General features: G+C 73.3%; 14 protein-coding genes. 8 read left to right on the top strand and 6 right to left on the bottom strand.

Going from position 1 to position 15,283, the window contains the following annotated elements:
- Positions 1–354: 354 nt before the first annotated feature.
- Positions 355–1,092, top strand: coding sequence for a class I SAM-dependent methyltransferase (locus BZY54_RS27190; RefSeq protein ID WP_086727968.1), 738 nt, complete (start codon positions 355–357; stop codon positions 1,090–1,092).
- Between the two features lie 34 nt (positions 1,093–1,126).
- Here the strand turns inward: BZY54_RS27190 and BZY54_RS27185 are convergent, their stop codons facing one another.
- From BZY54_RS27185 to BZY54_RS27170, 4 genes are all read right to left on the bottom strand, one after another.
- Positions 1,127–1,882, bottom strand: coding sequence for a GntR family transcriptional regulator (locus BZY54_RS27185; RefSeq protein WP_086727967.1), 756 nt, complete (start codon positions 1,880–1,882; stop codon positions 1,127–1,129).
- Between the two features lie 173 nt (positions 1,883–2,055).
- On the bottom strand, positions 2,056–3,024 hold the full coding sequence (locus BZY54_RS27180; protein ID WP_086727966.1) for an acetylxylan esterase: 969 nt from the start codon (positions 3,022–3,024) through the stop codon (positions 2,056–2,058).
- Between the two features lie 462 nt (positions 3,025–3,486).
- Positions 3,487–4,242 carry a ferredoxin reductase gene (locus tag BZY54_RS27175; RefSeq protein ID WP_086727965.1) on the bottom strand — a complete coding sequence of 252 codons (756 nt, stop codon included), beginning with the start codon at positions 4,240–4,242 and terminating at the stop codon, positions 3,487–3,489.
- Entirely contained in the window at positions 4,235–4,840 is a 606-nt protein-coding gene (locus BZY54_RS27170) for a sulfite oxidase-like oxidoreductase (protein ID WP_086727964.1), read from the bottom strand. Before BZY54_RS27170 ends, BZY54_RS27175 begins: the two co-directional genes overlap by 8 nt.
- A gap of 304 nt (positions 4,841–5,144) precedes the next feature.
- On the opposite strand from BZY54_RS27170, the gene BZY54_RS27165 reads away from it, so the two are divergent.
- Complete coding sequence (locus BZY54_RS27165; protein ID WP_086727963.1) at positions 5,145–6,071, top strand: NADP-dependent oxidoreductase; 927 nt, start codon at positions 5,145–5,147, stop codon at positions 6,069–6,071.
- Entirely contained in the window at positions 6,068–6,802 is a 735-nt protein-coding gene (locus tag BZY54_RS27160) for a GNAT family N-acetyltransferase (RefSeq protein ID WP_086727962.1), read from the top strand. Before BZY54_RS27165 ends, BZY54_RS27160 begins: the two co-directional genes overlap by 4 nt.
- Positions 6,803–6,884: 82 nt before the next feature.
- Here the strand turns inward: BZY54_RS27160 and BZY54_RS27155 are convergent, their stop codons facing one another.
- A complete protein-coding gene (locus BZY54_RS27155; protein WP_086727961.1) occupies positions 6,885–7,379 on the bottom strand; it encodes a MarR family winged helix-turn-helix transcriptional regulator in 495 nt (164 codons plus the stop codon).
- Between the two features lie 81 nt (positions 7,380–7,460).
- Between BZY54_RS27155 and BZY54_RS27150 the strand changes: the two genes are divergently transcribed.
- Together BZY54_RS27150 and BZY54_RS27145 are read left to right on the top strand one after the other, a co-directional pair.
- Positions 7,461–8,570 carry a hypothetical protein gene (locus BZY54_RS27150; RefSeq protein WP_086727960.1) on the top strand — a complete coding sequence of 370 codons (1,110 nt, stop codon included), beginning with the start codon at positions 7,461–7,463 and terminating at the stop codon, positions 8,568–8,570.
- Between the two features lie 174 nt (positions 8,571–8,744).
- Complete coding sequence (locus BZY54_RS27145; RefSeq protein ID WP_086727959.1) at positions 8,745–9,596, top strand: putative protein N(5)-glutamine methyltransferase; 852 nt, start codon at positions 8,745–8,747, stop codon at positions 9,594–9,596.
- Positions 9,597–9,969: 373 nt separating this feature from the next.
- Here BZY54_RS27145 and BZY54_RS27140 read toward each other — a convergent pair whose 3' ends face one another.
- Positions 9,970–12,072 (bottom strand): SpoIIE family protein phosphatase, encoded by a 2,103-nt coding sequence (locus BZY54_RS27140; protein WP_086727958.1) that lies wholly within the window; start codon positions 12,070–12,072, stop codon positions 9,970–9,972.
- 323 nt (positions 12,073–12,395) lie between these two features.
- Between BZY54_RS27140 and BZY54_RS27135 the strand changes: the two genes are divergently transcribed.
- From BZY54_RS27135 to BZY54_RS53615, 3 genes are all read left to right on the top strand, one after another.
- A complete protein-coding gene (locus BZY54_RS27135) occupies positions 12,396–12,764 on the top strand; it encodes a hypothetical protein (protein ID WP_086727957.1) in 369 nt (122 codons plus the stop codon).
- Between the two features lie 235 nt (positions 12,765–12,999).
- Positions 13,000–15,015, top strand: a complete 2,016-nt coding sequence (locus BZY54_RS27130; RefSeq protein WP_086727956.1) for an NADPH-dependent 2,4-dienoyl-CoA reductase — start codon at positions 13,000–13,002, stop codon at positions 15,013–15,015.
- Positions 15,016–15,056: 41 nt separating this feature from the next.
- Positions 15,057–15,283: PadR family transcriptional regulator (locus BZY54_RS53615; protein WP_244217355.1), on the top strand; the 227-nt coding region annotated here is incomplete at its 3' end.

The raw sequence follows: 15,283 nt of genomic DNA, 5'->3' as shown, positions 1-15,283 counted from the left end.
GTGGTGGTCCTTTCACGGACGGATGACACGACAGGTGTGCGGGAAGAGGGAGAAGCCGCGGGGCGGAGGCTGCGCGGAGCAGGACCTCCGGCGGCGGAGAACACCACCTTGGGTACGCCGGACCCGCGAACGCGGGCCGTACACCACGACTCACCGGGTGGTGGCAGAAGGCCGATGGGCCGGACGCGCCGCCCGAGGCGGCGGACGGATCGGCCGAAATGAAGGAGAACTCGCACCGGCGCCCGCAAGGGGGCGTACACGCGTGCTGTTTGCAATGTACCACGGACCGGTCCCCGGTGGTCCGCGAGTGTGCTCGCCCCGTCACCGAGCGTGCGACGGTCTAAGCTGAAGCGGATGTTCAGCCCCGAAGGCCCCACGCTCCGCGAGCTCGCCGTTCAGGCGCTGTCCTCGGTCGAGCGGGGCTACGACCTGCTCGCGCCGAAGTTCGACCGCACCCCGTTCCGGACCCCGGAGCCGGTGCTTGACGCCGTCGGCTCGGTCCTGGAGAGCACCGGGCCCTACGACGACGGGCTCGACCTGTGCTGCGGCACGGGCGCCGGCCTCGACGTGCTGGCCCGCGTGTGCCGGAGGACGGTCACCGGCGTCGACTTCAGTGCCGGCATGCTCGCCGTCGCGGCAGAACGGCTCCCGGCAGCGGGTCCACGGGCCGCTCTGGTGCGTGCGGACGCCCGCGCGCTGCCCTTCTCCTCCGCCTTCGACCTCGTCGTCAGCTCCGGCGCGCTCGGCCACTTCCTCCCCGCCGAGCTGCCCGGGCTCTTCGGCCGGGTCCACGCGGCGCTGCGGCCCGGCGGGCTGTTCGCGTTCCCGGTTCTCGCCCCGCCGCGTCCGCGCGCGAGGGCGTTCTGGACGCTGCTCGGCTTCGACGCGGTGATGCGGGTGCGCAACGCCCTGTGGCGGCCGCCGTTCGTCATGTACTACCGCGCCTTCCGCTTCGGCGACGTACGGCGGGAGCTGGAGCGCGCGGGCTTCCGGGTGGAGCTGTACGCGCTGCCCGGGTTCGGCCGCCGCGCCGACGGCAGCCCGCGGGCCCGGATGATCGCGGCGCGCAGGCCGGCCGTCACGGACTCCTGACGGGTCCTCACCCTGTCCGGCCGGGGGTGACGGGTCAGACCGCCGCCGGCAGGGTGAACTCGTAGACGAGGGCGTCCTGCCGGGCGTCCACGATCAGGTCGGTGATCTCCAGCGGACGCGCGTACTGGTCGTGGACGCGCCGGATCACCCGTACCGAGGAGCCCTCCTCGAGCCGGGTGATCGAGTCCCGGTGATGCAGGGTCAGGCCCGCCCGGCGCATCCAGTCATAGGTCCGCCGCAGCTGTGCGGCGCACGAGCCGTCGGCGCGGTCGCGGTAGCGGGCCAGCTCCTCGACCTCGGCGAGGGCCACGGCGGAGAAGGAGGTCACCGCCGTGCGCAGCGCGGTGCCGTCGGCCGCCGCGGACCGGTAGCGGTGCACCAGGGTCGGGCGGTGCGGGGCGAGGCCCAGAGCCGCGGCATGCTCCGCGGGGGGCGTCTCCCAGGCCACGGTGGCCCGGTCGAAGGCGTCCCGGTCGGCGGTGCGGGCGCCGACCGGGAAAGTCAAGGGGGAGGGTGCCTCGGCGGGCGGTCCGGTCAGCGTGGCATGGCTGCCCCGCCGGTCGGTGGCGATCAGGCCGTCGCGGCGCAGCACCTCCAGCGCCTGCCGGACGGTCTCCCGGCTGACCCCGAAGTGCGCGGCCAACTGCCGCTCGCCCGGCAGCCGTTCACCGGGTGCAACGGTGCCGTCGCGCAGCTCTCCGAGCAGTTCGGCGGCGACTCTCCAGTACAGCGGCCGTTCCTCGGCCGTTTCCTCCGTCGTCGGGTGGTTCCGGGGGGTGGTGCGGGCCATGCCCCGCCTCCTGTTGGTGACGTACCGTAGCCGCTCGGGCTCATTGTGCCACCAGATCTACCATTGGTCTAAACCAGTACGGAAGATCGGCCGGGCGGTTCGGCCGAAATCCGCCCGTGATCCATCCCGGAATCCCACCCGTGCGGTCCGGGCCGCCCGGGTGCCGCGCCTGCTCAGGCGTAGGACCGCAGCCAGCGCAGCTTGGCCGCGTCCTGGTAGGGGCCGCCGCCCTCGTGGTCGTTGAAGTCGTACACCTCGATCGTCTTGTCGTCGTGCGCCCAGGCGTTGAACGCGGCGAAGACGGTGGACGGCGGACAGGTCTGGTCCTCCAGTGCCGCCGAGAAGAGCGCCGGGGCCCGGCCCCGGGCGGCGAAGTGGACGCCGTCGAAGTACGACAGGGTGCGCAGCGCGTCCTCGGTGCGCCCGCGGTGGGTCTTGAGGTAGAGGCCTATCTCCCGGTAAGGGTGACGGTCGGTCAGCGTCGCCGCGCGCGGATAGTCGCACAGGAAGGGCACGTCCGGGCCGATCGCGGCCAGATCCGGCACCAGGCCGCCCACCGCGATCGTGATGCCGCCGCCCTGGCTCGCGCCGATCGCCACGGTCCGGCCCGCATCGGTCAGCGGATGCGAGCGCGCGGCCTCGATCGCGCGCACCGCGTCGGCGAACACCCGCCGGTAGTAGTAGTTCTCCGGCGCGTCGATGCCACGCGTCATGAAGCCGGGATACGCCGGCGCACCGCCCACCGGGTCGGCGGTGCCGCCTCCGCCGCCCCAGGCGCTGCCCTGGCCGCGTGTGTCCATCACGAAGTGCGCCCGGCCCGACGACGCCCACAGCAGGTGCTGGTGCGGGAGGCCGCGCCCGCCGCCGTAGCCCACGAACTCCACGACCAGCGGCACCGGTCCGTCGACCCGGGCGGGCAGCGTCAGCCAGCCCTTGACCGGATGGCCGCCGAACCCGGCGAAGGTCACGTCGTACACCTTGACCGTGGTCAGTCCCGTGTCGACCAGGTCGAAGCGGGCGTTCAGGTCGTGCTCGCGGGCTTCCTGGAGGGTCTTGGACCAGAAGGCGTCGAAGTCCTCCGGCTCGGTGGACTCGCTGCGGTACTCACGGAGTTCGTCGAGGGGAAGGTCGAACAGGGCCATCAACAACCGCCTTCGCGCAAGAGACACTGATGATCACACCGTACGGCGGTGCTCGGAGGAGTCGCCAGACCCTGTCCGTGCGGCTCACACCCGACGGCGAGCTCCCGCGCCGGCCGATGTCCGCCGGCCGGAGCGGCTGGGCAGGCGGGTCCGTCCGGCGGGCCGGACGGAGGTGGCGGTTCGCCGGCCGCGCAGGTGGCCGGGCCACCTGTCGGGGTTGTCCGGTCATGCGGCAGGGGTGCGGGGTACCTGTCGGGTCGCCCGGTCATGCGGCAGTGGGCGGGGCACCTGTCGGGGTTGTCCGGTCATGCGGCAGGGGTGCGGGGTACCTGTCGGGTCGCCCGGTCAAGCGGCAGTGGGCGGGGCACCTGTCGGGTCGTCTGGTCACCTGGCAGGGGCCGGGGTACCTGTCAAGAAGCCGGCCGGAGTGCGCGGCTCCCCGTCCGGAGCGTTCGGTCCTCGTCAGCCGAAGCGCTCGATCCGGATGCGGTCCACGGGCAGGCCCGCCGCCACGAGAAGTCGCGAGGCGTGCTCCGCGAAGCCGTTGGACCCGCACACGTACGCCTCCCAGCCGCCCGCGGGCTGCCGCTCCACCAGCGGCGCCAGATGTGCGGCCGACAGCCGTCCCACCGGCACGCCCTGCGGGGCGCCGCGCGTGAACACCGGCGTGGTCTCCGCACCGAACTCCCTTGCGTAGACGAGCTCTTCCGGAGTGCGCGCGGACACCAGCAGCCGCAACGGCACGGTCAGCCGCCGCGCCCGGTGGTGCCGCACCATCGACATCAGTGGTACGACCCCGGAACCCGCGCCGAGCAGCAGCGCCGGCCGGTCGCCGGGCCAGGCGAAGAAACCGCTCAGCGGGCCGCGCACCTCCACCCGGTCGCCGGGCCGGGCGACGGTGTGGAACCAGCCGGAGACCTCGCCGCCCTCGACGTGGTCCAGGGTCAGTTCGATGTGCCCGGAGTCGTCGGGCGCGGAGGCGATCGAGTAGTGGCGCTGGGCCACGTAACCGTCGGGCGCGGTCAGCCGCAGCATCAGGTGCTGCCCCGGCAGGTGCCCGGACCAGGCGGGCACCGCCAGGCGGAAGGTGGCGGCGCGTGGTGTCTCCCGCCGGATCTCCGTGAGGGTCGCGATCTGCCACCGGGTGGCGGCCTGCTCGCTGACCGCGATGCGGCCGGGCACGGCGAACCGGGTCGGCGGCGTGAAGGTCTCAGTCACCGGAGTACCGCTGCTCCTCCCAGGGGTTGCCACGGGCGTGATAGCCGTTCTGCTCCCAGAAGCCCGGTTCGTCGCGGTCGAGGATCCTGAGGCCCGCGATCCACTTGGCGCTCTTCCAGAAGTACAGGTGCGGCACCAGCAGCCGCGCCGGACCGCCGTGTTCGGCGGGCAGCGGCGCGCCGTCGTACGCGAACGCGATCCAGGCGCGCCCGCCCCGCAGGTCCGCGAGCGGCAGGCTGGTGGTGTACCCGGTGTGGGCGTAGGCCACGGCGTGCGTGGCGGCGGTGTCGGGCCGTACCGCGTCCAGGAACACGTCCAGCGTCACGCCCTCGAACCGCACCCCGAACTTCGACCAGCCGGTCACGCAGTGGATGTCGCCCTCGTACCCCGACGCCGGCAGCTCCCGCGCCTGCTCCCAGTCCCAGGTGCGCGGCTCGGCGACCAGGCCGTCGACGCGGAACGTCCAGTCCGCGGGCGCGATGTCGGGTGTGACCTCGGCGGACAGCACGGGCCAGTCGTCGGCGGCGTCGTACTGCCCGGGCGGCAGGCCGGGGTCGGCGGCGCGCGGACGCCCGGTGAAGCCTCGGGTGACGTTCATGCGGGGGTGCCTCCAGGCCGCCGTGCCCGGCGGCCCGCGGGTCGAGCGGGACGTTCGTGTGTGCATCCCACCGTACGTGCTCGGCGGACCGGCCCCGGAGCGGGGCGCCGCGGCGGCGGGGACCTGGGGCGCCGTGCGTCGCCCGGGCCGTGGCGGGAGGCCCTTCGTCAACGGCGTATGAAGCCTGCTCCACCTCGGGAATAGCCGCTGCGCGATCTTCCTTGCAGCTGCCGTGTGCGGCGTCGGCGGCCCCGGCGCCCTGTGACGGCGGTGCTCGAGAAGGACAGGAAGGAGAGTGGGAGCCATGCCGAAGGCGTACGTCTTCACCCGGTACGGCGGCCCGGAGACCGAGGCGCTCGTCGAGGTGGACCGGCCCCGGCCGGGGCCCGGCGAGATCCTGGTCGCGGTGCGGGCGGCGGGCGTGAACCCCGTCGACTGGAAGCAGCGCACGGGCTTCCGCCGGCCGGGCGAGAGCGGTGAGCGGGTCTTCCCGGTGGTCTTCGGCAACGAGGCGGCCGGGGTCGTGGAGGAGGTGGGCGAGGGCGTCACCGGCTTCGCCGTCGGGGACGCGGTCTTCGGCAACACGGTGGCGGGCGGTTATGCGCGATACGCGTTGCTGGCTGCCGCGGTGACCGCGCACAAGCCCGCCGGGGTCTCGTACGCGGACGCCGCCACACTGCCCGTCGCCGCGGCCACGGCCTACGACGGGCTGCGGCAGTTGGACCTGCCCGCGGGAGCGACCGTGCTCGTCACCGGTGCGGGTGGCGGCGTCGGCGGGGCGGTGGCACAGATCGCCCGCGCCTTCGGCCTGCGGGTCGTGGGGGTGGCGAGCCAGGGCAAGAAGGACTTCGTGGAGTCGCTCGGCGCGGTGCACGTGCCCTCCGGACCGGGGTGGGACGAACGGGCGCGCGCGGCGGCCCCGGACGGCGTCGACGCCGTCTACGACCTGGTCGGCGGCGAGGTGCTCACCCAGGCGGCCGGCCTGCTCGCCGACCGGACGAAGCTGATCACCGCCGGTGCGCCGCAGCAGGACGTCGAGGCGCTGGGCGGTTCCCGGGTGGTCCGCGCCCGTACCGCTGCCGTCCTGGACGCGCTGGCGGATCTGGTCGTGCGCGGCGACCTGGACCCGCACGTGACGCGGACATTCCCGCTGGAGCGGGCCGGTGAGGCGCTGCGCGGTGTGGAGGACGGACACGCCCGCGGCAAGGCCGTGATCGAGGTCGCCGGATGACCTCGACCGAACGGGTGTCCGGGCACGTCCTCGACAACCCGGCCCTGGCCTCCCTCACCGGCCCGCACGCCCGCTTCGCCGAGCGGCGCGGCAGAGTCCTGCGCTACCCGGTCGACGTCTCGCCCTGGCTGGCCCTGCCCGACGAGCCGGACACCGGGGACTGGGCCGATCTGGCGGCCCTGGCCGGACCCGGCGCCGAGGTCCCGCTGTCCGGCTTCGTGGGGCGGGTCCCGGCGGACTGGGACATCACGTTCCAGGTGGAGGGCGTGCAGTTCGTGGACGACGGCCTGGCCGCGGCCCCCGAAGCCGAGGCGGTACGTCTCGGCCCTGCCGACGTTCCGGAGATGCTCGACCTGGTCGCGCGCACCCAGCCCGGCCCGTTCCTGCCCCGCACCATCGAACTGGGTACCTACCTGGGCATACGCCGTGACGGCGCCCTGGTCGCCATGGCGGGGGAGCGGCTGCACCCGCCGGGCTGGACGGAGATCAGCGCGGTCTGCACCGACCCCGCCCACCGCGGCCAGGGTCTGGCGACCCGGCTGATCCTGGCCGTCGCCCACGGCATCCGCGAGCGCGGCGAGACCCCGTTCCTGCACACAGGCGCCCGGAACACCGGAGCCATCAGGCTGTACGAGTCGCTGGGCTTCCGGCTGCGGCGCCGCACCGCCTTCCTCGCGGCGCGTCCGCCGGCGCGGCTGGCCGGCGGGCGGCCCTCCGTGCCGGTGGCGTAGCGGGGTACGGGCGGCGGCCTGCGGTCGCGGGCGCGGGGGGGCCTGCGACCGCAGGCCGGGCACGGGCGGCGGGCCCGACGCGTCAGCCCGCGTTCCGCGTCGGGGTCCACGCGTTGTAGCGGGTGAGATAGGCCGCGAACCTCTCCAGGTCCTCCTGCGGCCACTCCGTCAGGCGCTCCTGGAAGGCCGCCCGGCGGCTCTCGGTGACCTGGGCGAGGATCTGCCTGCCGGCGTCCGTCAGGTGCAGCACCTGCACCCGGTGGTCCTCCGGGTCCTGGCGCCGCTCGATGAGGCCGGACCGCTCCAGTACGGCCACCTGCCGGCTGACCGTGGACTTGTCCAGCGCGTAGTGCGCGGCCAGGTCGGTGGCGCGGCAGCCGCCGCGCTCCTCCAAGTGCCCGAGCAGGGTGTACGACACCAGGGACAGCTCGGGGTGCATCCGTCCGGCCGAGGCCCTGGCCCGGCGGGCGAAGACCGTCATCTCGCGGTGGATGGTCTCGACGGCCGCCTCCCCCGCGCTCTCGCCCTGTCCGACGGCTGTCTCGTGCGTCACGTCGGGCCCGTCGGCTGCTGTCACGGAACACCTCCCGGCTGGTCTGGTTGTATAGTACAACTGCAAACGAAGTTGTATATGCCAACCATTTGGAGGTCGGGAGCGATGAGGTCGCCTGCGCTGCGCCATGTACTCACCCACCTGATCACCCCGCTGCTGATGTGCCTGGGCATGGGGCTTGCGTACATGGGCGCGTTCGTGACCCCTCAGCCGCACCATCTGCCCGTCGCGGTCGTCGGGCAGGGCCCGCAGGCGAAGGTGTTCGCCCAGACGCTCAAGGACGAGGCCGGTGACCGGCTCGACGTGCGCACGGTCGGGACCCGGGCCCAGGCCGTGGACCTGCTGAAGTCCCGGGACATCACCGGGGCCTACGTGCCGAGCGCCAGGGCGCCGGAGCTCGTGGTCGCCGGTGCCGCCTCCGACACGGGCGCGACAGCGGTCGAGAAGGTCTTCACGCCCGTGGCCGCCGAGGAGGGCGTGCCGCTGAAGGTGACGGACGTGGCCAGGCCGGCCGCCGGCGACCCGACCGGCCAGGGCCTGTTCTTCCTGCTGATCGCGGTGAGCATCGGCTCCTACGCCTCCGTCGCCGCGCTCGGTGCCGCCGGCGCCGCCCTGCCGATGCGGATCCGGGCCCTGCTCACGCTGGCTGTGTCCGCCGTGGTCAGCGGCATCGGCGCAACTCTCGCCGGGCCCGTCTTCCACCTCGTGGACCACGATCTCGCGAGGGTCTGGGGCATGGCCTGGCTCTACTCCGCGGGCATCCTCTTCATCGGCGTGGGCCTGCACACCTTCCTGAAGCGGTGGACCACGCTCACGATGATGGTGCTGTTCGTGATGCTCAACTTCACCAGCTCCGGCGGCCTGTTCCGGCCCGAGCTGCAGAACGGCTTCTTCGGCACCCTGCACGCCTTCTGGAACGGTGCCGGGTTCGTCGAGGGCGCCCGCAGCCTGCTGTACCTCGGCGGCGAAGGGCTGAGCCGCGACGTGTGGACGCTGGTGGTGTGGCTGCTGATCGGCCTGGCGGTCTCCGCGGGCGCCGCGTGCTACGAGAGGATGAGGACACCGGCGGGTCACGTGGCACACGCGGCCGGCGGCGCGCACGCGGCCACCACGGTCACGGAGCGCGTGAGCCCGGACGGGCTCCGCGCGAAGGAGGCCGGGCAGGCCGCCGGGGCAGCCGCCGAGGAGGAGGCCGAAGAGACCGTCGCTGTCTGAAGGTTGAGGTAAGGTGACCTGCGGTCACGGACGGTCCGGGCCGCAGGAAGCCGAGGAGGTGAGACCCATCACCGCTGTGTCAGGTCGGGTGCTCTCTCCTCGTGACGGCGCGGATCACCGCCGATAGGTGACCGCGGGGAGCGCCCTTCGACTCCCGAAAGGTCTCGGCTCTCCATGCCCGAACTTCCCACTTCTCCTTCCTCTTCTGCGTCCTCTCCCTCCTTCCCCTCCGGCCCTGCCGCCCGGTCCTCCTCGCCGGCCTCGCGTGCCGCGGTCGTCGCCGCGCTGCGCACGGCCGGCTGTGTGTTCGCCGAGGACGAGGCGGAGCTGATCCTCGCGGCCGCCCGCACACCGGAGGAGCTCGCCGCCCTGGTGGACCGGCGCGTGGCCGGGCTGCCGCTGGAACAGGTCCTGGGCTGGGCCGAGTTCTTCGGTCTGCGCATCCTCGTGGAACCTGGTGTCTTCGTGCCCCGGCGCCGCACCGAGTTCCTGGTCGAGCAGGCCGTCGCCCAGGCCGGGGACGCCCGCGTCGTCGTGGACCTGTGCTGCGGGTCGGGCGCGGTGGGCGCGGCGCTGGCCGCCGCGCTCGGCCCGGTCGAACTGCACGCCGCCGACATCGACCCGGCCGCCGTCCGCTGCGCCCGGCGCAACATCGCGTCCCTCGGGGGCCGGGTGCACTCCGGGGACCTGTTCGAGGCACTGCCGGCCGGGCTGCGCGGCCGTGTCGACGTCCTCGCCGCCAACGTCCCCTACGTCCCGACCGGAGAAGTCGGGCTCCTCCCGTCCGAGGCCCGCGATCACGAACCGCCGGTCGCCCTCGACGGCGGCGCCGACGGCCTCGACGTGCTGCGCCGCGTCACGGACGGTGCCCCCGCCTGGCTGGCCCCCGGCGGCTGTCTCCTCGTCGAGACGAGCGAACGCCAGGCCCCGGCCGCCATGGAAGCTTTCACCAGGGCCGGCCTGAGCCCGCGCCTGGCCGTCTCCGAGGAGCTGTACGCGAACGTGGTCATCGGCACGCAGCCCTAGACTCCGTCGGCACGCCCAGGGCCTGTTGGCGCGCCGGGGTCTGCGGGCCGATTCCCGCCGGGCGCATCGGGCAGACCCGGCCGGCCGTCAGGCGGTGCGGGGTGTGCTGTGTGAGCGGCTGTGTGCGGGCGGGTCTGGCCTCCGCCGTCTGGCGATGAGTGGGTTCTGCGCGAGCGGCTGTGTGCGGGCGGGCCCGGCCCCGTCGTCAGTCCGGTGGGGGTGTCCCGTGTGAGCGCCTGTGTGCGGGCGGGTCCGGCCCTGTCGGTCGGTCGGTGTGTGTGAGCGGTTGTGTGCGGGCGGGCCCGGCCCCGTCGTCAGTCCGGTGGGGGTGTCCCGTGTGAGCGCCTGCGTGCGGGCGGGTCCGGCCCCGTCGTCAGTCGGTCGGGGCGTCCCGCGTGAGCGGCTGCGCGCGGGCCACCAGCAGGGCCACGTCGTCATGGTTGTCCGGCTGGTGCAGCGTGCGCAGCAGCATGTCGCAGAGCTCCTCCAAGGGGCGTCGGGGATCGCCGAGCAGGGTCAGCAGCGTCTCCAGACGCTGGTCCAGCGGATGCCGCCGGGTCTCCACGAGCCCGTCGGTGTACAGGACCAACTGGTCACCCGGTTCCAGACCCACGGTGGTGGTGGAGAACGCCACGCCCCCGACGCCCAGCGGAACCCCGGTGGGCAGGTCGAGCAGCTCCGGGGGACGGCCCGGGCGGACCCGGGCCGGGGGCAGATGCCCGGCGTTGGCGATCCGGCACTGCCGCAGATGCGGGTCGTGGACGGCGTACAGGCAGGTGGCGATGGCCTGCTCCAGGCCGTCGGTGATCCGGTCCAGGTGCTCCAGGATCCGCGCGGGGTCCAGATCTAGCGAGGCCAGAGCCTTCGTCGCGGTGCGCAGCCGGCCCATCGTGGCGGCGGCGCTGATGCCGCTGCCCATGACGTCCCCGACGACGAGCGCGGTCTTGTCGTCCTCCAGCGGGATCACGTCGAACCAGTCACCGCCCACCTCGATCGTGGCGCCCGCCGGCTGGTAGCGGGAGGCGACCTCGAGCCCGCCGGTGACGGAGGGGTGCCGGGGCAGCAGGCTGCGCTGGAGGGTGAGGGCGGTGTCGCGGGCGTTCTGGTACCAGCGGGCGTTGTCGATCTGCACGGCCGCGCGCGCGGCCAGCTCCCGGGCGAGCAGGACGTCGTCCTCGCTGAAGGGCTCGGGGTTGCGGGTGCGTTTGAGGTCCAGCGCGCCCAGCACCTCGCCGCGTGCGATCAGCGGCACGGCCAGATACGAGTGCACGCCCGCGCGGCCCAGCAGGACGGCCGCCTCCGGGGACCGGGCGATGGAGGCCAGGTCCTCGTCCTTCACATGCTTCACCAGCACCGGACGCCCGGTGCGCACGCACTGGGTGACCAGGCGCTCGGGGCCGTAACGGGCGATCTGGCCCGGCGGGTCGGCCGCCTCCAGGGCGTCCGATGCGTGGTCCGCGCGGACGGCAAGGGCGCGGATCACCGCCGCCTCGGCGGGGCCCAGGCTGCTGCGCCTGCCCCCCACGACCGCCTCCAGCAGGTCCACGGCCGCCACGTCCGCCAACTCGGGCACGGCCACGTCGGCCAGCTCCCGGGCCGTGCGGTCCAGATCCAGGGTGGTGCCGATCCGGCTGGAGGCGTCGGCGATCAGGGCCAGGCGCCGGCGCGCCGCCTCCGCCTCGATGCCGGCCCGGTACTGCTCGGTGATGTCCACGATCGACACGGCCACGCCCAGCACCGCGCCGACGGCGTCCTCCAGCCGGTACAGCGATACCGACCAGGCGTGGTCCTCCTCCGGATCGGCCGGGGTCCGGCCGACGGCGAAGACGTCGACGAGGGGCCGGCCGCTCTTCAGCACCTGAAGCGCCGCGGCCTCCAGCGTGGCGGCGTCCACCTGCGGCAGCACCTCGGGGATGGTCCGCCCGAGGTGCGCCTCCGCCGGAACCCCGTCGATGCGCTCCAGGGCCGGGTTGACCGAGACGTACCGCAGCCGGGTGTCCAGGACCGCGAGGCCGATCGGGGACTGCGAGACGATCCGCGCCGACAGCGCCACGTCCCGCTCCAGCCTGCGCACGGTCGACTGGTCGGCGGCGAGCCCGAGCGCGTAGACGTCTCCGCGGTCGTCCAGCAGCCGCATGTTGCGGAACTCCACCAGGCGGGTGCCGCCGTCCTTGTGCCGTATGGGGAAGGCGCCCGCCCAGCCCCGGCCGGTCCGCAGGACGTCGGCGAAGAGCTTGATCACCAGCTCCAGGTGCTCCTCGTGGACCATCAGCCGGGCGGCGAGCTGCCCGAGCGCCTCCTGCGCCGAATAGCCGAAGAGCTCCTCGGCCTGCGGGCTCCACAGCACGATGCGCCCCTGGGCGTCAAGGACCACCGAGGCCACGCCCAGCACGTCGAGCAGCCCGCTGGGCCGCACGGGACCGCCGAGCGGCTCTTCGCCCTCGGCCGAGGTAGCCCCGGCCCCGGCTGCAGTCATCCCACGCACCGCCTTCGCCCGTCCACGCGGCCCGCCGCCCCCGATGCCGACACCCCCTGTTGTACCGCGCCCACACTCACCTCTCCGAGGGTCCGTCGCCTCTTTCCACCATCGCTCAACACCCGGGCGGCCGTCCCGCCGAGTCGGCCGGAAGGGCCGCCCGCGCCCGGATTTCCCGGATGTCCGCCCGGATGTGCGTGACGTGGAGTGCCGCCGGTGGTGCTCTCCTGGGAGGTGGTGCTTTGCTGAGTCGTGAGGATGGGGTGCGACTTCGGGGGAACCCCGTGCGGTACCGCAGCGCGGCCACGAGAGGAGCGATCACGATGGTCAGTGAGCCCGAGCACCCGGAATCCGTCTCGGTGGAGCTGAGCGGATGTAGCAAGGAAGACGCCCGGATCGTGTTCGACGCCCTGCGCGCCTGCTTCCTGTCCGACCGGCGCGCGGACGACGTGCCCCGTGACTTCCACGAGGTACGCCCGACGGTGTGGCTCGGCACCTATGACGTGGCCGAGACCCGCGGGACCTGCGGTCCCACTCACCTCGGGGCGTCCGTCACGGCCGACGTGCAGGGCGGCTACTGGGCGATCGACCGGTTCCGCACCACCCTGGACTCCCTGTTCACCGTCCAGGACCTGTGCACGGCGTCCGGCGACCAGGAGCGCGAACTGCACGTGCGCCTGGAGAGCCGCTGACGTGAGCGGCTGACCGCCTCCGCCGGGACCTCCACCGGGAAGGCGGCGGTCGTAGGGCCACCGGAGTGACGACGCACGTCCGGCACGGACTTTCCGCGGACCTCCCGCGGATCTCCGACGCCGGTCTGCCGCGTCCCTCCGGTGGTCCTGTCGGCCCTCCCTTTGTGCAACTAGTTGCATAAAGCCCTCGGTGTCCTCTACAACTACGGTGACGACACCGCGTACGGAGGGCCCGATGAGCCGTTACCCGCACCTGCTGAGCCCGCTCGACCTGGGCTTCACCACCCTGCCCAACCGGGTCCTCATGGGCTCCATGCACATCGGCCTGGAGGAGGCCGAGCGCGGCTTCGAGCGGATGGCGGAGTTCTACGCCGCACGGGCCCGCGGGGGAGTGGGACTCATCGTCACCGGCGGCATCGCCCCCAACGACGAGGGCCGGCCGTACGAGGGCGGCGCGAAACTCACCACCGACGAGGAGGCCGGGCAGCATCGGCTCGTCACCGACGCCGTGCACCGCGAGGGCGGCAGGATCGCCCTGCAGATCCTGCACTTCGGCCGCTACGCCTACCACCGCGACCTGGTCGCCCCCAGCCCGCTCCAGGCACCCATCAGCCCCTTCGTCCCGCGCGAGCTCACCGACGCCGACGTCGAGCGGACCATCGACGACTACGCCCGTACCGCCCGTCTCGCGCGGCAGGCCGGCTACGACGGCGTCGAGATCATGGGCTCCGAGGGCTACCTCATCAACGAGTTCACCGCCGCGCAGACCAACCACCGCACCGACCGCTGGGGCGGCTCCTACGACAACCGCATGCGCTTCCCCGTCGAGATCGTCCGCCGGGTGCGCGAGGCGGTCGGCGAGGACTTCATCGTCGTCTACCGGCTGTCCATGCTGGACCTGGTACCCGGCGGCTCCTCCCTGGAGGAGGTGATCCGTCTCGCCAAGGCCGTCGAGGCCGCCGGCGCGACCGTCATCAACACCGGCATCGGCTGGCACGAGGCCCGCATCCCCACCATCGCCACGTCCGTACCGCGTGGCGCCTACACCTGGGTGACGAAGAAGCTCATGGGCGCGGTCTCGGTGCCGCTCGTCACCACCAACCGCATCAACACCCCTGAGCTCGCCGAGCAGTTGCTGGCCGACGGCTGCGCAGACATGGTGTCCATGGCCCGCCCGATGCTCGCCGACCCCGACTTCGTGGCCAAGGCCGCCGCCGGCCGGCCCGAGGCCATCAACACCTGCATCGGCTGCAACCAGGCCTGCCTCGACCACACCTTCAGCGGGCAGATCACCTCCTGCCTGGTCAACCCGCGCGCCTGCCACGAGACCGAGCTGGTGCTCTCGCCGACCCGGCGGCGCAAGCGGGTCGCCGTCGCCGGAGCCGGTCCCGCAGGACTGGCCTGCGCGGTGAGCGCCGCCGAGCGCGGCCACGCGGTCACCCTGTTCGACGCCGCGAACGAGATCGGCGGCCAGCTGAACGTCGCCCGCAACGTCCCCGGCAAGCAGGAGTTCGACGAGACCCTGCGCTACTTCCGCCACCAGCTCGACGCGCACGGCGTGGACGTACGGCTGAACACATGGGTAAACGCAGGCGACCTCACCGGCTACGACGAGGTCGTCGTCGCCACGGGCGTCACCCCGCGCACACCCGAGATCCCCGGCGTGGACCATCCGAGCGTCCTCGGCTACCTCGACGTGCTGCGCGACGGCGCACCCGTCGGCGACCGGGTGGCGATCGTCGGCGCCGGCGGCATCGGATTCGACGTCGCCGAGTACCTGACCGACGGCGGCGACAAGACGAGCGAGGACCCCGCCGCGTACTTCCGCGCCTGGGGTGTCGACACCGACTACCGCGCTCCCGGCGGCCTCGCCGCGCCGGAGCGGCCCGCCCCGCCGCGCACCGTGCATCTGCTGCAGCGCAGGACCACCAAGGTCGGTGCCGGTCTCGGCAAGACGACCGGCTGGATCCACCGCACCGAGCTCAAGCACCGCGGCGTCACCATGGTCCCCGGCGTGCGCTACGACCGGATCGACGACAGCGGGCTGCACATCACCGTGGACGGCGCCGGCACCGTCCTGGAGGTGGACACCGTCGTGCTGTGCACCGGGCAGGAGCCGCGCCGCGACCTGTACGACGAGCTGGTCGCCGCCGGGTGCAGCGCGCACCTCATCGGCGGCGCGGACGTGGCCGCCGAGCTGGACGCCAAGCGCGCCATCAAGCAGGGAACGGAGCTGGCGGCGGCCCTGTAGGGCGTCGTCGGGGCAGGGCCGGCCGTCCCTAGGATGACCCCATGTCACTCCCGCACGCGATCCTCACCGCCCTGCTCGAAAAGCCGTCGTCGGGGCTCGAGCTGACGCGCCGCTTCGACAAGTCGATCGGCTACTTCTGGTCGGCGACGCATCAGCAGATCTACCGCGAGCTGGGGAAACTGGAGGCGGACGGCCTGATCCGCGCCCTGCCGGCCGAGCAGCCGGCCCGGGGGCAGCGCAAGAGCTACGAGGTGCTGCCCGCGGGCAG

The sequence above is a fragment of the Streptomyces carpinensis genome (assembly GCF_002154505.1).
Classification (GTDB): domain Bacteria; phylum Actinomycetota; class Actinomycetes; order Streptomycetales; family Streptomycetaceae; genus Streptomyces; species Streptomyces carpinensis.
The sequence above is the reverse complement of the archived record's forward strand: the minus strand, read 5'-3'. Positions and strand labels throughout refer to the sequence as shown.